26 protein-coding genes are annotated in these 24,721 nt (G+C 67.2%); 11 read left to right on the top strand and 15 right to left on the bottom strand.

Annotation, left to right across the window (positions count from 1 at the left end):
- The first annotated feature begins 22 nt into the window (after positions 1–22).
- The 6 genes from V8246_RS12335 to V8246_RS12360 all read left to right on the top strand — a co-directional run bounded on the left by V8246_RS12335 (position 23) and on the right by V8246_RS12360 (position 4,150).
- On the top strand, positions 23–487 hold the full coding sequence (locus V8246_RS12335) for an SRPBCC family protein (protein ID WP_336189413.1): 465 nt from the start codon (positions 23–25) through the stop codon (positions 485–487).
- 77 nt (positions 488–564) lie between these two features.
- Positions 565–807 carry a type II toxin-antitoxin system ParD family antitoxin gene (locus V8246_RS12340; protein WP_336189414.1) on the top strand — a complete coding sequence of 81 codons (243 nt, stop codon included), beginning with the start codon at positions 565–567 and terminating at the stop codon, positions 805–807.
- Positions 804–1,121: a type II toxin-antitoxin system RelE/ParE family toxin gene (locus V8246_RS12345; protein WP_336189415.1), complete on the top strand. Its 318-nt coding sequence runs from the start codon at positions 804–806 to the stop codon at positions 1,119–1,121. Before V8246_RS12340 ends, V8246_RS12345 begins: the two co-directional genes overlap by 4 nt.
- A gap of 21 nt (positions 1,122–1,142) precedes the next feature.
- The gene (prpF, locus tag V8246_RS12350) at positions 1,143–2,336 is read left to right on the top strand and encodes a 2-methylaconitate cis-trans isomerase PrpF (RefSeq protein ID WP_336189416.1); all 1,194 of its coding nucleotides are present in this window, start codon (positions 1,143–1,145) and stop codon (positions 2,334–2,336) included.
- A 477-nt stretch (positions 2,337–2,813) separates the two neighbouring features.
- Positions 2,814–3,524, top strand: a complete 711-nt coding sequence (locus V8246_RS17020) for a histidine kinase (protein WP_345786374.1) — start codon at positions 2,814–2,816, stop codon at positions 3,522–3,524.
- Entirely contained in the window at positions 3,521–4,150 is a 630-nt protein-coding gene (locus V8246_RS12360; protein WP_336189418.1) for a response regulator transcription factor, read from the top strand. The genes V8246_RS17020 and V8246_RS12360 overlap by 4 nt, the downstream gene beginning before the upstream one ends.
- Positions 4,151–4,292: 142 nt before the next feature.
- Here the strand turns inward: V8246_RS12360 and V8246_RS12365 are convergent, their stop codons facing one another.
- Positions 4,293–5,528, bottom strand: a complete 1,236-nt coding sequence (locus tag V8246_RS12365; RefSeq protein ID WP_336189419.1) for a DUF4010 domain-containing protein — start codon at positions 5,526–5,528, stop codon at positions 4,293–4,295.
- 96 nt (positions 5,529–5,624) lie between these two features.
- Here V8246_RS12365 and V8246_RS12370 point away from each other — a divergent pair, with 96 nt between their 5' ends.
- A complete protein-coding gene (locus tag V8246_RS12370) occupies positions 5,625–6,656 on the top strand; it encodes a class 1 fructose-bisphosphatase (RefSeq protein WP_336189420.1) in 1,032 nt (343 codons plus the stop codon).
- Between the two features lie 28 nt (positions 6,657–6,684).
- Positions 6,685–7,398, top strand: a complete 714-nt coding sequence (locus tag V8246_RS12375) for a 2OG-Fe(II) oxygenase (protein WP_336189421.1) — start codon at positions 6,685–6,687, stop codon at positions 7,396–7,398.
- A 6-nt stretch (positions 7,399–7,404) separates the two neighbouring features.
- Here the strand turns inward: V8246_RS12375 and V8246_RS12380 are convergent, their stop codons facing one another.
- Together V8246_RS12380 and V8246_RS12385 are read right to left on the bottom strand one after the other, a co-directional pair.
- A complete protein-coding gene (locus V8246_RS12380) occupies positions 7,405–7,938 on the bottom strand; it encodes a nucleoside 2-deoxyribosyltransferase (RefSeq protein ID WP_336189422.1) in 534 nt (177 codons plus the stop codon).
- Between the two features lie 92 nt (positions 7,939–8,030).
- Positions 8,031–9,119 (bottom strand): PA0069 family radical SAM protein, encoded by a 1,089-nt coding sequence (locus V8246_RS12385; RefSeq protein ID WP_336189423.1) that lies wholly within the window; start codon positions 9,117–9,119, stop codon positions 8,031–8,033.
- A gap of 57 nt (positions 9,120–9,176) precedes the next feature.
- On the opposite strand from V8246_RS12385, the gene cls reads away from it, so the two are divergent.
- From cls to V8246_RS12400, 3 genes are all read left to right on the top strand, one after another.
- Entirely contained in the window at positions 9,177–10,631 is a 1,455-nt protein-coding gene (gene cls / locus V8246_RS12390) for a cardiolipin synthase (protein WP_336189424.1), read from the top strand.
- Positions 10,632–10,695: 64 nt separating this feature from the next.
- Positions 10,696–10,959 (top strand): hypothetical protein, encoded by a 264-nt coding sequence (locus tag V8246_RS12395; RefSeq protein WP_185897177.1) that lies wholly within the window; start codon positions 10,696–10,698, stop codon positions 10,957–10,959.
- Positions 10,956–11,729: a pyridoxine 5'-phosphate synthase gene (locus V8246_RS12400; RefSeq protein WP_336189426.1), complete on the top strand. Its 774-nt coding sequence runs from the start codon at positions 10,956–10,958 to the stop codon at positions 11,727–11,729. Before V8246_RS12395 ends, V8246_RS12400 begins: the two co-directional genes overlap by 4 nt.
- A gap of 23 nt (positions 11,730–11,752) precedes the next feature.
- Here V8246_RS12400 and V8246_RS12405 read toward each other — a convergent pair whose 3' ends face one another.
- The 12 genes from V8246_RS12405 to dnaA form a co-directional block, all read right to left on the bottom strand.
- A complete protein-coding gene (locus V8246_RS12405; protein WP_162109041.1) occupies positions 11,753–12,148 on the bottom strand; it encodes a biopolymer transporter ExbD in 396 nt (131 codons plus the stop codon).
- Between the two features lie 131 nt (positions 12,149–12,279).
- On the bottom strand, positions 12,280–12,690 hold the full coding sequence (locus V8246_RS12410) for a biopolymer transporter ExbD (RefSeq protein ID WP_162109040.1): 411 nt from the start codon (positions 12,688–12,690) through the stop codon (positions 12,280–12,282).
- A 3-nt stretch (positions 12,691–12,693) separates the two neighbouring features.
- Positions 12,694–13,119, bottom strand: coding sequence for a biopolymer transporter ExbD (locus V8246_RS12415; RefSeq protein ID WP_162109039.1), 426 nt, complete (start codon positions 13,117–13,119; stop codon positions 12,694–12,696).
- 45 nt (positions 13,120–13,164) lie between these two features.
- A complete protein-coding gene (gene exbB / locus V8246_RS12420; protein ID WP_336189428.1) occupies positions 13,165–13,926 on the bottom strand; it encodes a TonB-system energizer ExbB in 762 nt (253 codons plus the stop codon).
- A gap of 78 nt (positions 13,927–14,004) precedes the next feature.
- Positions 14,005–14,679, bottom strand: coding sequence for an energy transducer TonB (locus V8246_RS12425; protein ID WP_336189429.1), 675 nt, complete (start codon positions 14,677–14,679; stop codon positions 14,005–14,007).
- Positions 14,680–14,839: 160 nt separating this feature from the next.
- A complete protein-coding gene (locus V8246_RS12430; RefSeq protein ID WP_336189430.1) occupies positions 14,840–16,045 on the bottom strand; it encodes a tetratricopeptide repeat protein in 1,206 nt (401 codons plus the stop codon).
- A 133-nt stretch (positions 16,046–16,178) separates the two neighbouring features.
- On the bottom strand, positions 16,179–16,985 hold the full coding sequence (locus V8246_RS12435) for a M48 family metallopeptidase (RefSeq protein ID WP_336189431.1): 807 nt from the start codon (positions 16,983–16,985) through the stop codon (positions 16,179–16,181).
- 69 nt (positions 16,986–17,054) lie between these two features.
- Positions 17,055–17,876: a type II CAAX endopeptidase family protein gene (locus V8246_RS12440; RefSeq protein ID WP_336189432.1), complete on the bottom strand. Its 822-nt coding sequence runs from the start codon at positions 17,874–17,876 to the stop codon at positions 17,055–17,057.
- A gap of 7 nt (positions 17,877–17,883) precedes the next feature.
- On the bottom strand, positions 17,884–20,349 hold the full coding sequence (gyrB, locus tag V8246_RS12445) for a DNA topoisomerase (ATP-hydrolyzing) subunit B (RefSeq protein WP_336189434.1): 2,466 nt from the start codon (positions 20,347–20,349) through the stop codon (positions 17,884–17,886).
- A gap of 118 nt (positions 20,350–20,467) precedes the next feature.
- Entirely contained in the window at positions 20,468–21,553 is a 1,086-nt protein-coding gene (gene recF / locus V8246_RS12450) for a DNA replication/repair protein RecF (protein ID WP_336189528.1), read from the bottom strand.
- Between the two features lie 232 nt (positions 21,554–21,785).
- On the bottom strand, positions 21,786–22,886 hold the full coding sequence (dnaN, locus tag V8246_RS12455) for a DNA polymerase III subunit beta (RefSeq protein WP_336189436.1): 1,101 nt from the start codon (positions 22,884–22,886) through the stop codon (positions 21,786–21,788).
- A 450-nt stretch (positions 22,887–23,336) separates the two neighbouring features.
- On the bottom strand, positions 23,337–24,665 hold the full coding sequence (gene dnaA, locus V8246_RS12460; protein WP_336189529.1) for a chromosomal replication initiator protein DnaA: 1,329 nt from the start codon (positions 24,663–24,665) through the stop codon (positions 23,337–23,339).
- Positions 24,666–24,721 lie beyond the last annotated feature (56 nt).

Here is a 24,721-nt window from a genome sequence, read left to right on the forward strand (position 1 = left end):
CCCACCGCACAGGAGTCCGATCATGTCCGACAACGCCACGCCCGGCACCGTCCGCCTGCACCGCGTGCTGCGCGCGCCGCCGTCGCGCGTCTACCGCGCCTTCCTCGATCCCGACGCGATGGTGAAGTGGTTGCCGCCGCACGGCTTCACCGGCAAGGTCCATGCGATGGACGCCCGCGTGGGTGGCGGCTACACGATGTCGTTCACCAACTTCGGCACCGGGTCCAGCCACTCCTTCGGCGGCACCTACGTGGAACTGGTGGAGAACGAACGGTTGCGCTACACCGACCAGTTCGACAACCCCGGCCTGCCGGGCCAGATGCAGGTCACGGTGACGCTGAAGAAGAGCGTCGTCGGCACCGAGCTCAACGTCGTGCAGGAAGGCATTCCCGCCGCGATCCCGGTCGATTTCCGCTACCAGGGCTGGCAGGAATCGCTGGAGATGCTGGCGAAGCTGGTGGAGCCGGAGATACCGGACGGGGCGTGAACCGGCTCCGGACGACGCTTGCGTCTGACGGTGGTTCAGCGCACACTCGCATGGCAATTTTTGCCAACGGAGCCGTCATGGCCACGATGAACATCTCACTGCCCGACGAACTCAAGCAGTTCGTCGACGCACAGGTTTCCGAGCATGGGTACGGTTCGACCAGCGAATACCTGCGCGATCTGATCCGCAAGCAGCGCGATGTCGAGAAGCTGCGTGGCATGCTGCTGGAAGGCGTCAAGTCCGGACCTGCTACGCCGATGGAGCCGGATTTCTTCGACAAGATGCGCGAACGCGCGCACGCCCGCGCCGCGGGTCCATGAAGCCCCTTCATTGGCATCCGCTGGCCCGGCGCGATGCCGACGAAGCCGCCGCGTGGTACGCGCAACAAGGCGGGCTGCCGCTCGAACTCGGGTTCACGGACGCGTTGCAGGCCGCGACAGGGTTGATGTCTGCGCATCCGGGCATCGGCTCCCCTCGCTATGCAACCGTCCTGAATCTTCCCGGCCTGCGCCTCTGGCCCGTCGAGGGGTTTCCATACCTGGTCTTCTACGTCGAGCGCGAGACGCAATTGGACATCTGGCGCGTGCTGCACGCACAACGCGACATTCCGGCGTGGATGGGAGCGTCCGAATGAACCTGTTCAACGAGGATTGACATGTCCCACGTCCCCCAGATCCGCATCCCCGCCACCTACATGCGCGGTGGCACGTCGAAAGGCGTGTTCTTCCGCCTGCAGGACCTGCCCGAACGGGCGCAGCTGCCGGGACCGGCGCGGGATGCGTTGCTGTGCCGCGTGATCGGTTCGCCCGATCCGTATGGCAAGCACACCGACGGCATGGGCGGGGCGACGTCCAGCACCAGCAAGGTGGTGATCATTTCGCCGAGCACGCAGCCCGGGCATGACGTGGATTACCTGTACGGACAGGTCCCGATCGAAGGCGCCTTCATCGACTGGAGCGGCAACTGCGGCAACCTGTCGTCGGCGGTGGGACCCTTCGCCATCGCGAACGGAATGATCGACCCGGCACGCGTGCCGCGCGACGGCCTGTGCACCGTGCGGATCTGGCAGGCCAACATCCAGAAGACCATCGTCGCGCATGTGCAGGTGACGAATGGCGAGGTGCAGGAAACGGGCGACTTCGAGCTGGACGGGGTGACGTTCCCGGCCGCGGAAGTGCAGCTGGAGTTCATCGACCCCGCGGATGAGGGCGATGGCGACGGCGGTGGCGCCATGTTCCCCACCGGCCACCTCGTCGACGACCTGGACGTGCCCGGCGTGGGCATGTTCAAGGCCACGATGATCAACGCCGGCGTGCCGATGGTGTTCGTCGACGCCGCCGCACTGGGCTACGACGGCACCGAACTGCAGGGCGCCATCAACGAGGACAGGGCCGCCCTGGCGAAGCTCGAGGCGATCCGCGCGCAGGGCGCGGTGCGCATGGGGCTGGTCGCCGATGCCGCGGCCGCGGCGAAGCGCCCGCTGACGCCCAAGGTCGCCTTCGTCGCACCGCCGAAGGACTACGTGTCGTCCAGCGGCAAGCCTGTGAAGGCCGCCGACATCGACCTGCTGGCGCGCGCGATGTCCATGGGCAAGCTGCACCACGCGATGATGGGCACGGCCTCGGTCGCCATCGCCACGGCCGCCGCTGTGCCGGGCACGGTGGTCAATGCGGCGGCCGGCGGCGGCACGCGTGAGGTGCTGGTGTTCGGCCATCCATCGGGCACGCTGCGCGTGGGTGCCGACGTCAAGCAGGTGGACGGCGCGTGGGCGGTGACGAAGGCGGTGATGAGCCGCAGCGCGCGCGTGCTGATGGAAGGCTCGGTACGCGTACCGGGCGACGCGTTCTGACAGGTTCCGGCTGACCTGCCGGAAGTCACCACTTGCGCCGCGGCCATTGCCCCGGCGCGAGGCAGGCGACAGCATGGGCGCATGTGGACCGCCCTGACCCGATTTCGCGAACCCATGACACTGGCCGGCGTGTTCACGCTGGCGGCCGTGTCGTTGGGCCTGCGCTTCCTGCCGGCGGAGGTGCTGCCCGCCGCGGCCGCCGCGCTGGCGGCTTACGCACTGGGATTCCTCCTGTTCGCCCTGGCGCCGGAAACGTGGCAGCGGCCGCGGCGGATCGCCCTGGTGACGATGGCCTGCCTCGCGCTGCTGCTGGCCTGGCTGACGCCGCGCGTGGGCACCGCGCAGGTGCTGCTGGTGGTCTGGGTGGCGTGCGCGGTGAACGTACTGTCGCCACGCGGGGTCGTCGGTGCCGCGCTGGTGTTGAACGTGGCGTTCTACCTGCTGATGGTGCACCACCAGTTCGGCGCGCCCCTGACGATGACGCTGATCAACATCGGTTTCCAGGCGCTCGCCGGCCTGTGTGTGCACTACGCCCGCCGCGCAGAGGATTCCCGCGACCAGTTGGCGTTGGTGAATGCGGACCTGCTGGCCACCCGTGCCCTGCTGGCCGACAGCGCGCGCGATGCCGAACGCCTGCGCGTGGCGCGTGAGCTGCATGATGTCGCCGGCCACAAACTCACCGCGATGAAGCTCAACCTGCGCGCGCTCGCCAGCGACCCCGTGTTCGCTGCGCGCGACGAGGTCCGCATCGCGCAGCAGTTGTCCACCGAACTGCTGGACGACATCCGCAGCGTGGTGCAGGCCCTGCGCGATGCGCGCGGGCTGGACCTGCAGACGGCGATCCGGGCGCTGGCGGCCCCGCTGCCCCGACCCGCGCTGCGGCTGGCCATCGCCGACGGCGTGAAGGTGGAGGACCCCGCGGTGGCGGAATCGCTGCTGCGCATCGTGCAGGAGTGCCTGACCAATGCCGCCCGCCACGCGAACGCGGACACGCTGACGGTTTCACTGAATAACGAGGACGCGGGCATGCATCTGCACATCGAAGACGACGGCAGGCTCAAGGGCCGCATACACGAGGGCAACGGTCTGTCGGGGATCCGTGAGCGTGTCGCCGCACTCGGCGGCGAGATGCAGCTGGGGAGCAGCGCGAGCGGTGGCCTGCGCCTGGACGTGAGGCTGCCGGCATGACAGTGCGTGTTGCCCTGGCCGACGATCAGGCGCTGGTACGTGCCGGGCTGCGTGCGCTGCTGAAGGCGCAGCAGGTGGAGGTGGTGTTCGAAGCCGACGACGGCGCCGATCTGCTGGCGAAGCTGGAAGCGCAGCCCGTCGACGTGGTGCTGAGCGACATCCGCATGCCGGGCGTGGACGGCATCGAGGCCTTGATCAAGCTGCGCGAACGCGGCGACCGCACGCCGGTGCTGCTGCTCACCACCTTCGACGACAGCGACCTGCTGCTGCGCGCGACCGATGCCGGTGCACAGGGCTTCCTGCTGAAGGACGCCGCACCGGAGGACTTGCACGATGCCATCCGCCGCGTGGCAGGCGGCGAGACGCTGCTGCAGCCGGTCAGTACCGATCCGGTGCGCGCGCGCTTCCGCTTCCGCGACGAGGTCCCGCCCAGCGACACCTTCAGCGAGCGCGAAGTCGCAATCCTGCGCCTGCTGGCCGGCGGCTATTCCAACAAGGAAATCGCCCGCACGCTGTTCCTCGCCGAGGGCACGGTGAAGAACTACGTATCCACCATCCTGGACAAGCTGGGCACCCGCGACCGCACCCGCGCCGTGCTGAAGGCCATCACGCTGCGGATCATTTGAGGCGGCGCCCTCTGCGGGCCACCTGTAGGAGCGCCCCATGGGCGCGAAGCCTTTCGGTCGGCAGACAGGAAAGCGGAAAGCATCGTGCCCATGGGGCGCTCCTACAGGGAATAGGGTGTCACTGGATCCGATGGCATTGACCTTATGCCAGCGCCACCATCGCCGCCCCCGCCGCCAGCGCCGCCATCAGCCCCGCCGAGACGCGCAGACCATAGGCCGCCCCCCCACTGACCCACGCGATCACCGATTTCGCGATCAGGCTGGCCGCCAGCAGCGCCAGCATCCACCCGCGCGCTTCGGTGGCCTCCAGGCCACCGCGTGCGAACTGATTGGCCAGCGTGGCCACGGCGGCATGCAGTTCGGCCACGGCCGACAATGCGGCGGCGGTGAGTGCGCCGCGCGGGCCGATCCATGCGGCCAGCGCGGCGGCGATGAAGGTCAGCGCTGCGACCACCAACGCGAAGCCCAGCGCCTGCCCGAAGCGGAACATGCGACTCTCCGATGTCGGCGGTTTCACCGCATCGTCCTCGCCGCGATGCAGGCCCAGCAAACCGCCGGCCAGCAGGACCGCACCGATGACGCCCAGCTCCGGCAGCAGGCCGCGCACCAGCGGCGGCGACACGGCCCACAGGATGGGCACGCACAGGGTCAGCGACGCGAGGTTGGACAGCAGCGCCGCGGCCACCGCGGAGCGCAGCAGCGACGGGGTTTCCTTCGCCCGCTGGCCGAAGCCGATGGTCGCCGCGGTGGACGACACGTAGCCGGCGAAGAAGCCCGCCGCCGCCAGGCCCCAGCGATTGCCGATCACGCGCAGGACCACGTGGCCCAGCGCGCTCACCGCCATCACCAGCACCACCAGCTTCCAGATGGTGGCCAGGTTGATCGCCTTGTAAGGACCGATGGGACGGTCCGGCAGGATCGGCAGGATGACCAGGGCCGACGCCAACAGCAGCAGGCCATCGAACACCTCGCGCTCGCTGAAGGTCTCGCGCGTGAGCTCGTGCAGCGGCTCCTTGGCGTACAGCAGCACCGCCACCACCACCGCCAGCCCCGTGGCCAATGCAGGCGTGCGCATGGCCATGGCGCCCAGCAGGAAGGTCAGCACCAGCGTCACCTCGCTGGTCAGGCCCGGGTCGTCCGCCGACGTGGCGCGGTAGCCCATGGCGGCGAGCAGGCCGGTCAGCGCCAGCGCCACCAGCAGGACGGGAACACCCAGCGACATGGCCACCGCGGCCGCCAGGGCCACCAGCGCGTGCGTGCGCAGGCCCGCGATGGCATGCGCGCGCCCCGGACGGCGCTCACGCACCAGTCCGATCAGCAGGCCCAGGCCCAGCGCCGAGGACAGCGCCAGCCAGGTTTCCGGAGTTGCTTGGTCCATCGCGTCGTTCCTGTGGCCGACCCTGAGCATAGCGAATGGTCTTGCATTGGTCTCGTCAACCCGGACAATGCGCGCACCTTCGCCGTGGACTCCATCATGCCCGCTTCCGCTCCGTCCGCCGTCTCGCTGAGCCGTTACCTGATCGAAGAACAGCGTGCGGGCCGCATCAGCGCCGACCTGCGCCAGCTGATCGCGGTGGTGGCCCGCGCCTGCACCAGCATCTCCATCGCGGTCAGCAAGGGCGCGCTGGGCGGCGTGCTGGGCGATGCCGGCACCGGCAACGTGCAGGGCGAGGCGCAGAAGAAGCTGGACGTGCTGAGCAACGACATCCTGCTGGAAGCCAATGCCTGGGGCGGCCACCTGGCCGCGTGCGCCTCGGAGGAAATGGACCACAGCCAGCCGATCCCGGACGCCTACCCGCGGGGCGGCTTCCTGCTGCTGTTCGATCCGCTGGACGGCAGCTCGAACATCGACGTCAACGTCTCGGTCGGCACCATCTTCTCGGTGCTGCGCTGCCCGGACGGCGTGACCACGCCGGGCGACGAGCATTTCCTGCAACCGGGCCGCGAGCAGGTGGCGGCCGGCTACTGCATCTACGGCCCCAGCACGATGCTGGTACTGACCACCGGCAACGGCACGCATGCGTTCACGCTGGACCGCGAGCAGGGTGCGTTCGTGCTGACCCAGCGCGACATGCGCATCCCGGAGGAGACCAAGGAGTTCGCCATCAACATGTCGAACCAGCGCCATTGGGAGGCGCCGATGCAGGCCTACGTCGCCGATCTGCTCGCCGGTCGCGAAGGCCCGCGCGGCAAGGACTTCAACATGCGCTGGATCGCCAGCATGGTGGCCGACGTGCACCGCATCCTGACCCGCGGCGGCATCTTCATCTATCCCTGGGACCGCAAGGACCCGGGCAAGGCCGGCAAGCTGCGCCTGATGTACGAGGCCAACCCCATGGGCATGCTGGTGGAGCAGGCCGGCGGCGCGGCCAGCACGGGCCGCGAGGACATCCTGTCGCTGCGCCCGACCCAGCTGCACCAGCGCGTGCCGGTGTTCCTCGGATCGAAGAAGGAAGTCGAGGCGGCCGTCGGTTACCACCGGGCCCACGACACCGCCGCCGCCTGACCGCGACGCGGATGGCTAGAATCCGTCCATGACGCCGCATCCGCATCCCGCCGACTTCATCGAGGTCTACCACGACGCGCTGGACGCGGCGACCTGCCAGGCCATCGTGGCGCGCTTCGACGCCAGCCGGCAGGACCGGCCGGGGCAGGTCGGGGGCGGCCACCATCCGGAGCTCAAGCACAGCCGCGACATCAGCATCAGCGGGCAGGCCGACTGGCGCGACGTGGAACAGCGCCTCAACCTGGCCGTGCTCGCCGGGCTGAAGCAGTACCTGCGCACCTATCCCTTCAGCCTGATCGCACCGCTGATGCTGCAGCAACCAGGCGAGGACGGGCAGCTGCACCGCCTCGGTTACGAGGACGTCGCCGGCATGGACGACGATGCGCTGATGCGGCTGATCATGGCGGTGTTCGTGCCGGGCCGGATCAACCTGCAGCGTTATCCGGCCGGGGAAGGCGGTTATCCCTACTGGCATTGCGAGCTGTTCCCCAAGGGCGCCGATGCGGAGCCGCTGCACCGCCACGTGTTGTGGACGCTCTACCTCAACGATGGCTTCGAGGCGGGCGAAACCGAATTCTTCCACCAGCAGCGCAAGATCGCACCGCGCACCGGCAGCCTGCTGATCGCTCCGACCGCGTTCACCCACACGCACCGCGGCAACCGTCCCATGGGCGGCGACAAGTACATCGCGACCAGCTGGATTCTGTTCCAGCGCGCCGAACGGCTGTACGGCGGCCGCTGACGCGGCTCAGGCGGTCCTGCGACGGGCGTTGAGGTCGTGGCGCAGGCGCTGCAATGCCGCTTCGGCATCGCCCACCACCATCACGCAGGGCACGGCAAGCATCAGGTTGAGCGGCAGGCCGAACTCCTCCAGCTGCCAGCCCTGCATGTCGTTGCCGGCGTCTTCGCCCAGGTATTCCGGGCAGCGCCGGCGGATGCGTTCGGCCAGGCTGCCGCCTTCGGGCACGTACCCGTAGACCGGCTTGCCGCGGGCGATGGCATAGCCCACTTCGAAGCAGGTGCCACTGTCCGGTTCGGCGCCACGGAAGAAATCCAGGTTCGCCAGCACCGCATCGGCCGCGTCGAGCAGGCCGATGTCGGCACGGTAGATCCAGCGCGCGGTCTCCAGCGGATCGCCGGTGGCGTGGCCGGCCACCTGGGCATCCAGCGGAAACAGGCCTTCAAAACCATGACGTGCGCACAGCGCCTTGAGCTGCTCGCCGCGGGCGGCGGCATCGGGGCGGAAGATGTCGGGACCGGCAAGGTAGAGCGACTGGATCATCGGCACGGGGCGCACGGCGGGGAGGGTGGATTGTCCCTGCCCGTCGGCGGGTCGCCACGTGACCGATCGTCGCAGTAGTGCCGTCGCCGGCGTCAGAACAGCTCGCCCTGCGGCGACGGCACGCGGGGCGGCACGAAGCGCGTGCCGTCGAACGGGGGATGGCGCCGTCCTTCGAAGCCCAAGCGCTTCAACGCCAGCGCGAACCGCCGCGCCAGCAGGTCGGCGTACACGCCCTCACCGCGCAGGCGCACGCCGAACCGGCTGTCGTAATCCCGGCCACCGCGCAGCTGCTGCACGGTACTCATCACGTGCGCGGCGCGATCGGGCAGGTGCGTCTGCAGCCAGTCGCGGAACAGCGGCGCGACTTCGTGCGGCAGGCGCAGCAGCACGTAGCCGGCCGCCGTGGCGCCGGCATCGCGCGAGGCTTCGAGCACCGCTTCCAGCTCGTGGTCGTTCACCCAGGGAATCACCGGGGCGAACATCACGCCCACCGGCACGCCCGCCTCGCTGAGCCGCGCCACCGTCTTCAAGCGGCTGTGCGGCGCGGACGCGCGCGGCTCCAGCCGCGAGGACAGTCCGTTGTCGAGCGTGGTGATCGACAGGTAGACATGCACCAGCCGCTCGCGCGCCATCGGCGCCAGCAGGTCCAGGTCGCGTTCGATCAGGGCATTCTTGGTGATCAGCGAAACCGGGTGCTTCGTCTCCGCCAGCACTTCCAGGATGCGGCGGGTCAGTTGCAGCTTGCGCTCAGTCGGCTGGTAGGCGTCGGTATTGATGCCCAGCGAGATCGGGCTGGGCCGGTAGCCCCGCTTCGACAGCTCCTGGCGCAGGATCTGGGGCGCGTTCGTCTTGGCGAAGATCCGGGTTTCGAAATCCAGGCCGGGCGAGAGGTCGAGATAGGCATGCGACGGACGCGCAAAGCAGTAGCTGCACCCATGCTCGCAGCCCCGGTAGGGGTTGAGCGACTGCTCGAACGGGATGTCGGGCGACTGGTTGCGGGTGATGACGCTGCGCGCGACTTCCTCGCGCAGCTCGGTATGCGGAGACGATGACGGGTCGCCTTCGGTGTCGGCGTCGTGCCAGCCATCGTCGACCGCATCCGGCGTGGTTACGGCGAAACGGCCGGGCAGGTAGCCGGTGGAACCGCGTCCCTTGATGCCCGGTCGAGTACGCGTCGTCATCGGCGCAGCTTACGCCGCCCGCGTCGCAAGCCCCGCGACACCGCATAGAATCGGCGTATGCACGATGCCCTCGGCACCCTCCGCGACATCCTCGGCTCGCTGCCGCACCTGCAGTGGTGGATCGCCGGCGCGTGGCTGCTCTACCTGGTGCCGCTGTGCGCCTGGATCGTCCTGCAGAAGCGGGAACCCGTGGCCACGCTCAGTTGGCTGCTGTCGTTGGCGCTGCTGCCCTACCTGGGGTACCTGATCTATTTCCTGTTCGGTCCCCAGCGTATCAAGCGCCACCAGCTGCGCCGCACGCGTTCGCGCGAAGGCGTGGGGCGCTACGAGGTCTTCGCGCCCACCGACGGCAACAGTGCCGAGTTGCCCATGCTCGCGCAGAAGATCACTGGGTTGCCGCCGTCGTCGGCCACGTCGGTGCAGCAGCTGGTGGACGGCTGCGCGACGTATCAGGCCATCCTGGACGCGATCGCTGTGGCCGAGAACCACATCCACCTGGAGTACTACATCTTCAACGGGGACCGGACGGGCCAGCGCGTGCTGGAGGCGCTGACGGCGAAGGCGCGTGAAGGCGTCAAGGTGCGTCTGCTGCTCGACGCGGTGGGCTCCAACCGGTTGAAGAAGCGCGCCCTGCGTCCCCTGCTGGACGCCGGCGGCGAGTATGCCTGGTTCCATCCGACCCGGTTCCGGCCCTTCACCCGGCCCTGGCTCAACCTGCGCACGCACCGGAAGATCGTCGTGGTCGACGGCCGCATCGCCTTCACCGGCGGCATCAACGTGACCGACGACGAGGACGAGTCCCTGCGCGAGGACGCCTACCGCGACCTGCACCTGCGGCTGGAGGGCGAGATCGTCCGCAACATCCAGCAGGTGTTCGTCGAAGATTGGGTGTACGCCACCGGGCAGCAGCGAAAGGACTTCCAGGGTACACGGCTGTGGAGTGCGGCCGACGCCAGCATCCGTGGGGGGATCGCCGCGCAGGCGTTGGTGTCGGGACCGGATTCGGCGTGGGAGCCGATCCACCGGATGAAGGTGGCGGCCATCCACGAGGCGAAACAGCGCGTATGGCTGGTCACGCCTTACTTCGTGCCGGGCGAAGCCGCACGCATGGCGTTGACGTCGGCGGCACTGGGCGGGCTGGACGTGCGCCTGGTGGTCCCGAAGGTCAGCGATTCGCGCCTGGTGACGCTGGCGGCGCGTTCGTATTTCGACGAGCTCATCGCCGCGGGCGTGAAGGTGTACGAGTACGGCCCGCGCATGATGCACAGCAAGGCGCTGCTCTGCGACGACGGGCTGGCCATCATCGGCAGCGCCAACTTCGACCACCGCAGCTTCCGCCTCAACTTCGAGATCTCCATGATGTTCCGCGACCGCGGGGTGGCAGGCACGCTGGCGCAATGGCTGGAGGGCGAGATCGCCGCGTGCGAGCCGGTGAGGGTGCAGCGCGACCGCTCGCTGTGGCGGCACCGCCTGCCCGAGGCATTGGCCCGCCTGCTGTCGCCGTTGCTGTGAAGCACGGCGGTTTTTGGCCTGCGGCGCAGGCGTTAAGATGCCGCCAGCAACCCGGGGGTGGATGATGCACTGGCTCTTCCTGTTGATGGCGGTGGGCGCGCTGTATGTCGGTTTCACGGTCACCTCGACGCCGGTGATGGTGGTCGCCCTGCTGGCCTCGCTGGTGTTGTTCGTGGTGTGGATCATGGGCTGGTATGCGCGCCGCGCCGGCGAGGGCAGCCAGGACCCCTCGATGATGATCGACCCGGCGGAATTGCGCCGGCTGCGCGAGATCGCCGAAGCACGGCGCGCGAGCGCGGCGCCTCCCTCCGAGCCTCCCGCGCCATGACCCAGCTCAGCGTCAACGTCAACAAGATCGCGGTGCTGCGCAACTCCCGCGGCGGCAATGAGCCGGATGTCGTGCGCGCGGCGCGAGCCTGCCTGGCGGCCGGCGCGCATGGCATCACCGTTCATCCGCGCCCGGACCAGCGTCACATCCGCAGCGCCGACGTGCATGCGCTGTCGGCGCTGACGCGCGAACACGGGGTGGAGTTGAACGTGGAGGGCAACCCCTTCGCGCCGCCGCGTGCGGGGTATCCCGGCTTCCTTGCCCTGTGCGAGGCAGTACGCCCTGCGCAGGCGACCCTGGTGCCGGATGACGACGGCCAGATCACATCGGACCATGGGTTCGATTTCGCACGCGACGGCGCGCGCCTGCAGCCGCTCGTGGCCCAGCTGAAGGCGATGGGCTGCCGGGTCAGCCTGTTCGCTGACGCGGGCTGCGAAGGGCTGGAAGAGGCGGTACGGATGGGCGCGGACCGGATCGAGCTCTATACCGGCCCCTTTGCCGAAGCCGCCGCCCGCGGTGACGCGGCCACCGAACTGGCCCGCTGTGCCGCGACCGCACGCCAGGCGCAGGCCCTGGGATTGGGCGTCAACGCGGGGCACGACCTCAGCCAGGACAACCTGGGCATGTTCGTGGCCAACGTCCCGGGGGTACTCGAGGTGTCCATCGGCCACGCCCTGATCGGCGAAGCGCTGTACGCCGGACTCGATGCGACCGTGAAGGCCTACCTGCAGATCCTGCGCCGGACGCAGGCGGGCGGTGGCCGCGGCTGAGTATCTCCCGCGGCCGGTGCCGGTCAGTCCCTCATCACGATGTGGCCGATGCCGCTGGCATGCGCCTGTGCCAGTGCGCTGACCAGTTGCTGGTAGTCGGCGCCGGCGGAGGCTTCCACCTGCAGCACCGTCTCCGGATCGGCGATGCGTGCGTCTTCCAGACGAACGCGCAGTTCGGCCAGCGAGACGGGGCGGTCGTCCAGCGTGTAGTCGCCGGCCAGCCCGAGCTTGAGGACCAGGTCGTTCGGCGGTACGCGCTGTGCATCCGGGACAGGTTGCGGCAGCTGGGCGTCGATGGGGCGGGACAGCAGCGGCGCGGTGACCATGAAGATCACCAGCAGGACCAGCATCACGTCCACCAGGGGGGTGATGTTGATCTCGGCCAGTTCACGACGGCTTGCGGGAGCGGAGAACGCCATGGCACACCTCCTCTGTCGGACCGTGCCCCCGACGCTACGCCCGTCCCCGCACCCCCGCAAGAGGGGGGGGGCGGCCCAATAAAAAACGCCGCCCGGGTGGGCGGCGTTCAAAGGTAAGTTGCGCGTCAGGGTTACTGCACGAAACCGATCTTCATCATCTGCGCGTTCTTGGCGGCGGCCAGGACCTTGGCCATCACTTCGTAATGCGCTTCCGAGTTCGCTTCGATGCGCAGCTCCGGCTGGTTGGTCGGATCGCGCTGCACTTCGTCTTCCATCTTCCGCTGGAGGTCGGCCACGTTCACGGGGCTGTTGTTCCAGTACACGGTGCCGTCCGCGTTGATCCGCAGGTCGATCGGCGGCGGCGGCTCGCGCACCTGCGGCGGCGGGTTGATCACGCGCTGCGGCAGGGCCACTTCGATCGGGTACGTCATGATCGGCGCGGTCACGATGAAGATGATCAGGAGCACCAGCATCACGTCCACCAGGGGCGTGACGTTGATGTCGGCCATGGGACCCTTGCTTCCACCACTGCTGAATGCCATGGCTTACTGCCCCTTCTCTTTCGTGGCCACGTAGCCGATGTCCAGCATGCCCTGGCTCTGGGCAATCTTGGTGACCTCGGCGATGGTGCCCATCTTGGTCGTCTTGTCGCCGCGCAGGTTCAGCTTCGGCTGCGGCTGCAGCTGGGCCGCACTGGACAGGCGCGATTCCAGGATTTCCTTGCTGACCGGCTCGTCGCCCCAGAACAGGTCGCCATTCTCCTTCACGGAGATGGTGATCGGCGGGGTCTTGGGCGCTTCCTTGTCCTTGTCCTGGACCAGGTTCGCCTCGGGCAGTTCGATCTTCACCTTGTGCGACATCAGCGGCGCCGTGATGATGAAGATGATCAGCAGCACCAACATCACGTCCACGAGGGGCGTGACGTTGATCTCGGCCATCGGGCCACCGCTATTACCACTACTGAAAGCCATGACGGGCTCCGTCTAAACGTTGCGTTGACTGCTTGTACCGCCGGCTCAGCGAACGCGCGAGCCGGTGGCGAAGAAGTCGTGCAGGTCGTGCGCGAACGTATCGAACTTGGCGATGACGGCCGCGTTCGTCTTGCTGAAGAAGTTGTAGGCGAACACGGCCGGGATGGCGACGAACAGACCGATGGCGGTCATGATCAGCGCTTCACCCACCGGGCCGGCGACGGCGTCGATCGAGGCCTGGCCGGTCGCGCCGATGCGGATCAGGGCGCCGTAGATGCCCCACACCGTACCCAGCAGACCCACGAACGGCGCGGTCGCACCGACGGTGGCCAGCAGCGTCATGCCGCCCTGCAGGTTGGTGCTCTCGCGGGTCACGGCCTGACGCAGTGCGCGGTCGACGAACTCGGAGCGGCTCAGGGTTTCACCCAGGCCCGTGCCCGAACCTTCGGCGCGCTGGTGGTGCGCGGCGGCCTGGGCGGCGTCGAGGGCGATCTTGGAGAACGGCTCGTTCTTCGGCTGTTCTTCCATCAGGCGGATGGCGTCCTGCGCGTTCGGGGTTTCCCAGAAGGCGCTGGTCACGCGGTCGGCCTGGCCCTTCAGGCGGGTGCTGCGCAGCACGTTGATGACGGTCCAGTACCAGGACATCGCGGACATGATCACCAGGGTCAGCAGCACGACCCAGGAGACGATGAACTCGCCGGGCTTGTTGATCATTTCGCTGATCATGTGCTCGAAGCCCATCTGCGACAGGGCATTCGCGGCGTTGGTGCCCCCGGCGGCGGCGGCGAAAAGGGTTTCCTGCAGCATGACGCTTACCTTTATATAAGTGTTGATTGAGAGTGTTGCGGGTTACGAACGAAACGGGGACGAGAGCGGCGACCGCCCTCAACCACCCATGTTGAAATCGACCGGCACGCGGACACGGCCTGCGGCCTTCTGCCCGTTGACCACCGACGGATTGAAGCGCCACTTGCGGGCGGCTTCCATCGCGGCGCGGTCCAGATCGCGGTTGCGGCTGGATTTTTCCACCGCCACGTTGGTCACGTTGCCGTTGGCGTCCACGTCGATGATCAGGATGACCGTGCCTTCGATACCGGCGCGCGCGGCGGCGGGCGGGTAACGCGGCGGGTTCATGTTCTTGGACGAGATGTCCACCGTGGCGGCAACGTCGGCGATCGGGGCCGGCGGGGCCGGGGGCGACGGCGGCGTCACGATGTCGGTGGGACGCGGTTCGGCGACGTCGACCGGCGGTGCTTCCGGCGGCGGCGGCAGCGGCGTGGTCTTGGGCGGCGCCAGGTTCTTGACCGGCGGCGGCGGCGTGTCCTGCTTCGGCGGCGGCGGCGGCGGCGGTGGCGGCGGCGGCGGCGCATCGACGATGACGACCGAAGTGCGGCGCTCCTGCTCCTTTTCCGCCGGCGGGGCTACGGCCGGGATCAACAGCGCAAGCAGGGCGGCTGCATGCAACGCGATCACGAAGGCAATACCGATGATACGGGGCCAGTTGAGGCTGGTGTCCTCTTCTTCTTCCCGGTACCTGTTGATGACCAGTTGTTCAGCCATGCGCCAATTAACTCAAGGTTGATACGGACGCCTGGGCGTCTCGTTGATTCTGGGCCCTGCCGGTGAGGTTTTCACCGGCGGAACCCTCAGCTTATACCAATCCGACGCTCCGGTGCCATCATCCGTACGGATTTTTGGCCTTCGGTGTCACGGAATCGCGTTACGGCAGCGCGATGATCTTCTTGGCGTCGTCAGGCTTCTTCAGACCCTTCTCCAGCGCGGCGCGAGCCGCGACCTTGGCTTCGGGAACACGGCCTTCCTGCCACAGGACGCGGGCGAGGTTGAGGTAGGTTTCGCCGTCCTTGGACAGCGGCGCCGCCTTCTGCCAGGCCTCGATCGCCTGCGGGATCTGCTCGGAGTAGTAATACGCCTGCGCCAGCGCCAGATAGGTCTGGTAGTCCGGCTTCACCACGCCCTTCTGCAGGCCCTCGTTGACCACGGCGATCACGTCCTTCTCCTTGCCGTCCATGTTCGCGTAGGTCAGATAGAGCTGGCGGTAGTCCTTCTCTTCCGTCATCAGGCCGGCAGCGCGCAGCTTCTCCAGCACGGCGGCCGCCTTGGCCTCCTGCTCCGAATTGAGATAGATGCTGGCCAGGTTCATCTGCGCGCGCTTGTCGGTGGGCGACTTGGCGGCCAGCTGTTCGGCCACCTTGACCGCTTCGGCCAGCTGTCCGGCTTCCTGGTAGCAGACCATCAGGATCTGCGTCCAGTTGTCGACCTTGTCTTCGGGATTGGTCGAGGTCTCGATGGCCTGCTTCAACGGCGGGATGCACTCGGCGAAACGGTCGGCCTGGTAGAGGTACTGGCCCTTGAAGGCGAAATCGGCCGGGCGCTTGCTCTTGGATTCGGCCAGGTACTTGTCCAGCGTGGCGAAACCGTTGGTGTAGTCGTCCTTCTGCAGCTGCAGCTGCGCCAGTTGCAGCATCAGCTGGAAGTGCTGGTTGTTGCCCAGGGCGTTGGCATCGATGGCCTGCTTGAGGTAGCCCTCGGCGGCGGCTTCATCGTCGGTGTTCAGCGCGGCCTGCGAGGCGATCTGGGCCGCGAGCGCCTTGTCGTAAGCGTTCGCCGAGCCGTTGGCGATGATCTCGTCCGCCAGCGTGCGGGCGGTGGTGTAGCCGGCGGTGGCTTTGGCCTCGTCTTCCTGCTCGAGCGCCTTGTTGTAGGCCTCGATCAGCTTGTTGAGCTTGGTCAGTACCTTGGGCGAGCCCTTGGCCTCAGGCTCCTGACGCGTCGTGTCCGGGAACAGGACTTCCTCCTTCTTCTGCTCGCCGCGGCGGGCCGCGTTCGCATCGAGGACGGCGCCACCGCAGAACGCGGCCACCAGGGCCAGGCTGAGCAGGGTGGTCTTGGGATTACGGAGCTTCATGTCTAAACCTCATGGGGCCATGCGGGAGATGACAAGGCATCCCGCCGACGTGCGGGGCCGGCAAAACTAACAGAAACCGAGGGTGGGCGGATACCGTTTCAGGTGCTGCTTAGCAGCAATACCGAGCCGTGTGTCAGCCGCATTTCGGCACGTTTCCGGCCCTCCTGGCCGCCTCGTACGTGGGCACGAGGGAAGGTGCATCGCGTTCCAGCTCGCGGATGCGGTTGGCGGGATCCGGATGCGTGGACAGCCACTGCGGCGGCCGATTCGCGCTGGCGGCCATCATGTTCTGCCAGAGCCCCACAGCCTGGCGGGGATCGAAGCCCGCCTGCGCCATCAGCCGCTGGCCGACGACATCGGCCTCGCTTTCCTGCGTACGCGAGCCCGGCAGCAGGAAGGCGGCTTGCGCGGTCATTCCACCCAGCTGGTTGACCGTGTTGGCCGCACCTTCGCCATAGCGCGCACCGGCCAGCGCACCCAGTACGCCAAGACCTGCCTGCGCACCCATCTGGCGGGTGATGCGTTCTTCGTGATGTCGTGCGATCACGTGGCCGATTTCATGGCCCAGGACGGCGGCCAGCTGGTCCTGGTTCTTGGCGACCGTGAAGATTCCCGTATTGACACCCACCTTTCCGCCCGGCAACGCGAAGGCATTGGGCTCGTTGTCGGCGAACACGGCGGTTTCCCACGCGACGCGGCGCTGTTCGGGCGGCAGCTGGCGTACCAGCGCGTTGACCACACAAGTGACGTAGCCGTTCTGCCGTGCATCGCGGTTGAGGGCTTCCTTCGCCTTGGTTTCGGCGAACGCCTGCGCGCCCAGCTGATCCAGTTGCGCCTGGGAGACGCCGCCGACCATTTGCGTGCGGCCGGTGGGCGAGGTGGTGGTGGCGCATGCGGTCAGCGCCAGCGCCATGGCCGTTCCGAGGATCCGGTGTTTCATGCTCGCCCCCTGCGATATTGCGTGGGGACAGAGTCTGGGCAAGCGTGTCTTAAACTTTCGTCAATCACATTAGACCGGCGCACTGCCGTAAACCTGCAGGACAGCCAGCGCTATCGCATTGTTCAGGATGTGGGCCGCAATCGGTGCCCACAGGGTTCCCGTGCGGCGGTACACCCAGGCGAAGATCGCCCCCATGCCGGTGTAGACGAGGATCAGGAAGGCCGTGCTGCCGGCCGGCTTGCCGTTGAGCCCCGGCATTTCGTGGACCAGCGCGAAGATCAGGCTACTCAGCGCCATACCCAGTACCGGCCATCCCGCATGCCATAGCCGTCCGAACAGGACGCGCCGGAACAGCAGCTCTTCGTACAGTGGCGCCAGCACCACGGCGAACAGCGCCAGGAACACGGGAAATCGCGCGAAGCCTTCGCGGATCAGGTCCAGGTTGCTGGCCTGCAGATCCAGTCCGAGCGCGCGACCGCCGGCGCTCATGAGCGAACTGAAGAGGAAGGTCGCCAGTCCCGCACCTGCCGCCCAAAGCCAGGTGACAGGCCGGCGCAGCCGCTCGGCGGATCCACGCCGTTCGGCCGCTGTCGCACGGCGGCGCCACAGGTACAGCACCAGGGCAGTGCCCCCCGTGCTGAGCAGCGTCATCACGATCAGGAACAGTACCGGCGGCGCGCCCAGCGTGGACTGCAGCGCGGTCGCACCCGGCGCGCCCTCCGCGGCTTGCGCCAGCTGGATGCCGCGCCATGCCGCCCATCCGAACAGGCCCGCCATCATGATGGACACCGACAGCGCCATGGCGATGCCGACGTCCAGGCCGAACGCCGGCAGTACGCTGCGCAGTGGCAGCGGCAACGTCGCCGCATCGGGCGTGCGGACCTGGCTCATGGCGGCGTCAGACGTCGAGGTTGGATACCTTCAGCGCGTTGTCCTCGATGAACTCGCGTCGCGGCTCGACCACATCGCCCATCAGGGTGCTGAAGATCTGGTCGGCGGCCACCGCGTCCTCGATGCGGACCTGCAGCAGGCGGCGCGTGTCCGGGTTCACCGTGGTATCCCACAGCTGCTCGGGATTCATTTCGCCCAGGCCCTTGAAGCGCTGGATGCTGCGCCCCTTCTTGGCTTCTTCCATCAACCAGGCCTGCGCTTCGGCGAAGGTGGCCACTGGCTGCGCCTTGTTGCCGCGCACGACCTGCGCACCTTCGCGCACCAGGCCGTGCAGCAGCGCGGCGGCTTCGCGCAGCGGACGCAGTTCGCCGCTCTCGAACGCCGACAGCGACAGCACCTGCACCAGCTCCTCGCCCATGTGGCGGCGCGTGGCGAGCAGCGCGGCAGGGCGTTGTTCGGTGGCCGACTGCAGCGTCAGCGAATAGCGCGCACTGCCCAGGCTGCCACGGTTGAGCTTGGCTTCGAGAGCATCGAGTTCATGCCGCTCATCGATGTTCTGCTGCAGGTGTTCGGCATCGAGCGGGGTGAAATCAATCAACGACTCCAGCAGCGCCGGATCGTAGCGGTGCGCGTTGCGTGCGATGGCGTCGCGCGCGGTCGTGAAGACGAGCAGCAGCTTCTCCAGCGCCTCGCCTGAGATCGGCGGCTCGCCGTCGGCGGGAATCAGCGACGCACCTTCCACCGCGTTGTTCGCCAGGTAGACGTTCAGTGCTGCGTCGTCCTTCAGGTACAGCTCCTGCTTGCCCTGCTTGAGCTTGTACAACGGCGGCAGGCCGATGTAGACGTGACCGCGCTCGATCAACTCCGGCATCTGCCGGTAGAAGAACGTCAGCAGCAGCGTGCGGATGTGCGACCCGTCGACGTCGGCGTCGGTCATGATGATGATGCGGTGGTAGCGCAGCTTGTCGGGGTTGTATTCGTCCTTGCCGATGCCGGTGCCGAGCGCGGTGATCAGCGTGCCGACTTCGGCCGACGCGAGCATGCGGTCGAAGCGCGCGCGTTCCACGTTGAGGATCTTGCCGCGCAGCGGCAGCACCGCCTGGTTCTTGCGGTTGCGACCCTGCTTGGCGGAACCACCGGCCGAGTCGCCCTCGACGATGAACAGCTCCGACAGCGCCGGATCCTTCTCCTGGCAGTCGGCCAGCTTGCCGGGCAGGCCGGCGATATCCAGGGCGCCCTTGCGGCGGGTCAGGTCGCGGGCCTTGCGGGCGGCCTCGCGGGCGCGGGCGGCGTCGACGATCTTGCCGGCGATGGCGCGGGCCTCATGGGGGTGTTCCTGCAGGAACTCCTCCAAACGTGCACCGAACGTGCTTTCAACGACCGGCCTTACGTCGGAACTGACCAGTTTCTCCTTGGTCTGCGACGAGAAGCTCGGATCCGGGACCTTCACCGACAACACGGCGATCATGCCTTCGCGCATGTCGTCGCCGGACAGATTGACCTTGGCCTGCTTGGCGATCCCGTTTTGTTCGATGTAATTGGTCAGCGTGCGCGTCAGCGCGGCACGGAAGCCGATCAGGTGGGTACCGCCATCCTTCTGCGGGATGTTGTTGGTGAAGCAGAACATCGTTTCCTGGTAGGCGTCGGTCCACTGCAGGGCGACTTCCACCGTGATGCCGTTCTGCTCACCACTGACCGCGATGACGTTGGGGTGCAGCGGCGTCTTCAGGTGCGCCAGATGCTCCACGAAGCTGCGGATGCCGCCTTCGTAGTGGAAATCGTCATGACGGCCCTCGCCACGCTCGTCGACCAACACGATCTTGACGCCGGAATTGAGGAACGACAGTTCGCGCAGGCGGCGGGCCAGGATGTCGTAGTGGAATTCGACGTTGCCGTGGAAAGCGGTCACCGACGGCCAGAAGCGCAGGGTGGTACCGCGCTTGGTGGTGCTTTCGAGCTGGCTCAACGGCCCCAGGGCGGCGCCGTTGCTGTATTCCTGCCGGTAGTGGAACCCGCCCTGGAAGATGTCCAGCTGCAGCTTCTCGGAGAGCGCGTTGACCACGCTGACGCCGACGCCGTGCAGGCCGCCGGACACTTTGTAACTGTTGTCGTCGAACTTGCCGCCGGCATGCAGGACCGTCATGACGACTTCGGCCGCAGATACCTCGCGCCCCAGCTTGGCGCTCATCTGCGCATGCTTGCCGACCGGGATACCGCGGCCATTGTCGGACACCGACACCGAGCCATCGGCGTGGATCGTCACCGCGACATGGTCGGCGTGACCCGCCAGGGCTTCGTCGATGGAGTTGTCGACGACTTCGAACACCATGTGGTGCAGGCCCGTGCCGTCATGCACGTCGCCGATGTACATGCCGGGGCGCTTGCGGACCGCTTCCAGACCTTCCAGTGCGGTGATGCTGTTGGCGTCGTACGTATTGCCGTTGGGTGCAGAAGAGGTCGTTTCGTCGGTCATTCGCTTCGTGTCGGCTGCAAGGCGGGCGTCGCGTCACCGGGTCGGTGGGCGCGCTACGCAGGCCAAGGGATCAAAGCGGAATTATAGCACTGGTGCGCACTTAGCCCCGGCGACCGGGTTAGCCGAGACGCTGCACGGTGCCGTGTTCCACGTGGAACAGCGTTGGTGCGACCCCGGTGCCGGCCAACCCTGCCGGTGGTTCCGTCCCGGTAATGAAAACCTGGGCACCGCTCGCCAGCAGGCGCTCCAGGGTGCGCCGCTGGTGGTGACGGTCCAGCTCCGAGGCCAGGTCATCCAGGGCCATGATCGGCCACTCGCCGCGCCGACGGGCGAAATCCTGGGCCTGCGCCAGCAGGCAAGCCAGCGCCGTCAGCTTGGCCTGGCCACGCGACAGGGTTTCACGCTGGGGCAGGGTGGAATAGTCGATCCGCCAATCGGCCCGGTGGGGACCGACCGTGGTGTAGCCGGCCGCACGGTCACGCTCACGGGCCAGCAGCAAAGCGTCCCCCAACGCCAGTTCATGGCGACGCCAGCCCGGCTGGAACATCAGGGTCGCCGCACCCAATGAGGGCGCCAGATCGGACACGACCGCGGTGAGGTCCTGCTGCAAGGCATCCAGGTAGCGCTGGCGATGGTCGGTAAGCGGTTCACCGGCGTCAGCCAGTTCATGGTCCCAGGCATCGAGTTGTCCGCCACCGATCCCGGCCTTCAGCAGGGCATTGCGTTGCTTGAGCGCACGCGCATAACGCCGCCAGAGGGGCAGGAACCCTGCCACCCGCCCCTGTTCCACGTGGAACAAGCCCCAATCCACGAAGCGGCGGCGTGGTTCTCCACCGCCCGTCACCAAGGCGTGGCTCCCAGGCTCGAAGCTCACGACCGCCAGGGCCGCGCAAAGATCGCCAAGCTGGGCCACCGTCTCGCCATCCAGCCGCCCGGTCCAGGCCTGCCCCGTGTGCCGAAGACCGCCACGGCGAGGCCGGAGTGGGTCACCTTCGCACCACTCCACGAAGACTTCCACCGCCTCGGACTGCGTCCTGACAAGACCATCGCGCACCCGGCCGCGAAAGCTGCGTCCGTAGGCCATCAGGTGCAATGCCTCCAGCAGGCTGGTTTTGCCCGCACCGTTGTCGCCGGTGATCAGGTTCAGTCCGGGTTGCGGCGCCAGCGTCACCCGTTCGAAACGCCTGAGGCCGCTGGCCTCCAGTCGGGTTACCTGCACAGACCCGCCCCGTCATGCATGGCCACCCGGCCCTCATCGCGCAGGCGCAGAATAGAGGTCGTCCGGGTACGGAAAAGCGGGGGCATGATGAATTGTAGCGTGCCAGGCCGAAACGGCTGTGAGGGATGGGGTGCCCGGACAGGGACACAGACCCCTAAAACCGGATCGCCCGGCACAGGGCCGGGCGATCCGATGTGTTTCACGTGGAACAGGAACGTCAGAGACGCAGCGGCATCACCACATGGCGTGACTTCTCGCTGCTGGCCTCGCGCACCAGGGCGGATGAATTGGCGTCCCGCAACTGCAGCACGACATGTTCGTCGCGCAGGGCCGACAAGGCATCCAGTAGGTAGTTGACGTTGAAGCCGATCGCCAGGCCATCGACCTTGGTGTCGGCCTCGATTTCTTCCTGCGCTTCTTCCTGCTCGGGATTGTGGGCGCTGATCTTCAGCTGCCCGGGCGACACCTCGACGCGAACGCCCCGGTATTTCTCGTTGGACAGGATGGCGGCGCGCTGCAGGGCAGCTCGCAATACTTCGCGGTCCAGCCGCACCTCGCGGTCGGCTCCGATCGGGATCACCGCGGCGTAGTCGGGGAAGCGGCCGTCGATCAGCTTGGAGGTGAAGGTCACGTCGTCCCGCTTCACGCGAATGTGGCTGCGGCCGACTTCCAGCTCGAGGCTGCGATCGCCGCCTTCCAGCAGGCGCTGCAGCTCGGTCACGCCCTTGCGCGGGACGATGATCTGGCGCTTGCCCACGGGCGCGCCTTCCAGCTGCGACTCGCACATGGCCAGTCGGTGACCATCGGTCGCCACACAACGCAGCGTCCGTTCGCTCAGGTCGAAGAGCAGGCCGTTGAGGTAGTAGCGCACGTCCTGCTGGGCCATGGCGAACGAGGTGCGTTCGATCAGTTCCTTCAGCGTCGCTTCCGGCACTTCGATCCGCTCGGTCGCCTCCACCTCGTCCACCGACGGGAAATCGTTGGCCGGCAGGGTTGCCAGGGTGAACCGGCTGCGGCCCGCCTGCACGGTGACCTTGTCCCCGGACTGGCTGACGGTCACCTTGCTGCCATCGGGAAGGGCGCGAATGATGTCGAACAGCTTGCGCGCGGGAATCGTGGTTTCGCCGTCCTGCGCGTCGTCGACGGCGCTGCGCGAAATCATCTCCACTTCCAGATCGGTACCGGTCAGCGACAGCTGGCCGTTCTGCACCTGAACCAGGAAGTTCGCCAGTACCGGCAGCGTCTGCCGGCGTTCGACCACGTTGACCACCTGGGCCAAGGGCTTGAGGAAAGCTTCGCGCTGCAGACTGAAACGCATGAGTGTTGGAGCCCCTTCGCTTTGGATTTTGAAGACTAAAAGCTTAAAAGCTGGTGGTGATGGTAGGCCCAGAAATCCGGGAAAACCAACATAACCTTATGAATTTGTTTGATTTATTCTTCCTGCAACCCGGTGGACAGGGTCGGGTGTGCCTATGCAGAAACCTGTGGACAACTTTCCGGCCCGATTCCACGCACATCTTATCCACAGAAGGCAGGCCTGCTTGTCCCCGATGTTATGCGTTGCCGCGGTTCACCGGCTTGCCTACAGTGTCGCCACGGGTGCGGTGGCGGACTGAGGCAACAATCTCGAAGAGGAAAACGACACGTCAGGCGACGTAGAGGACCACTCGACCCGCGCGCACGGAACACCCCCCTCACTTGCCGTATAACGTGAAGCGCTGGCCCGGATACCGCGTGAACGAGAAGGTCGCCTCAGGACGACCCGCGCTTACTCGCTGAGCTTCCGGATCAGCTTGTCCCAGTCCTCACGCAGCTTGCCGTCCGCCTCCATCAGGGTGCGGATCTGCCGGCAGGCGTGCAGCACGGTCGTATGGTCGCGACCGGCGAACGCGTCGCCGATTTCCGGCAGGCTGTGTTCGGTCAGTTCCTTGGCCAAGGCCATCGCCACCTGCCGCGGGCGCGCCAACGAGCGCGTGCGCCGCTTGGACAGCAGGTCCTTGACTTGCAGACCGTAGTAGTCTGCCACGGTCTTCTGGATATTGGGGATGCTGATGGCCTGCTGCTGCGCGCGCAGCAGGTCGCGCAGGGTTTCCTGGGCGAACTCGGTGGTGATGGCGCGCCCGGTGAAGTTGGCGCGGGCCGCCAGCGTATTGAGCGCACCCTCCAGATCGCGCACGTTGCTGCGCATCTTCTTGGCCAGCAGGAAGGCCACGTCGTCGGGAATCTGCGCGCCGCGCTCGTGGGCCTTGGCCAGCACGATCGCCGCACGCGTCTCGAAGTCCGGCGGGTCGATCGCCACGCTCAGGCCCCAGGCCAGCCGCGACTTCAGGCGCGGTTCCAGGCCTTCCACCTCTCGCGGATAGCGGTCGCAGGTCAGGATGATCTGCTGGCGGCCGTCGAACAGCGCATTGAAGGTGTGGAAGAACTCTTCCTGCGTGCGGTCCTTGCCGGCGAAGAACTGGATGTCGTCGATCAGCAGCGCATCGACCTGCTGGAAGCGGCGCTTGAACTGGTCCATCGACTTTTCGATCAGCGCCTTGGTCATGGCGCTGAAGAACTGCTCGCTGCGCAGGTACAGCACGCGGGCATTCGGGTTCTGCCGGCGCATCTCGTTGCCGGCGGCGAACATCAGGTGCGTCTTGCCCAGGCCGGTGCCGCCGTACAGCAGCAGTGGGTTGTGCGCACGGTCGCCGGGTTTCTGCGCGGCCTGCCACGCCGCGGCGCGGCCCAGCTGGTTGCTGCGACCCTCGACGAAGTTGTCGAAGGTGTAGTGCAGGTCCATGTTGCCGGCGAACGGCTCCGCAGGGGCGGCCGTGCTCACGCCCGCAGGGGCCGCGGCGCTGGTCGACGGCTCGGCCGCCCTGCTGCGCGAGCCGATTTCGAGGGACACGTCATCGTGGCCGGCGAAGTAATCCAGCAGCTCGCGGATGCGACCCAGGTAGCGCTCGCGCACCTGTTCGACGATGAACGCGTTGGGTGCGTACAGCACCATCGCGTCGCTGCGCTGCTCGGCCTGCAGCGGCTTCAGCCAAGTGTGTACATCCTCGGCCGGCAATTCGGCTTCCAGGCGTTCGAGGCAACGGGGCCAGGCATCCATCAGGTGGAACAACTCGCAAGTGGGGGCGGAACGGGGGCATCCCGCATTGCCGGGGG

The sequence above is a fragment of the Pseudoxanthomonas sp. F11 genome (genome assembly GCF_037046485.1).
Classification (GTDB): domain Bacteria; phylum Pseudomonadota; class Gammaproteobacteria; order Xanthomonadales; family Xanthomonadaceae; genus Pseudoxanthomonas_A.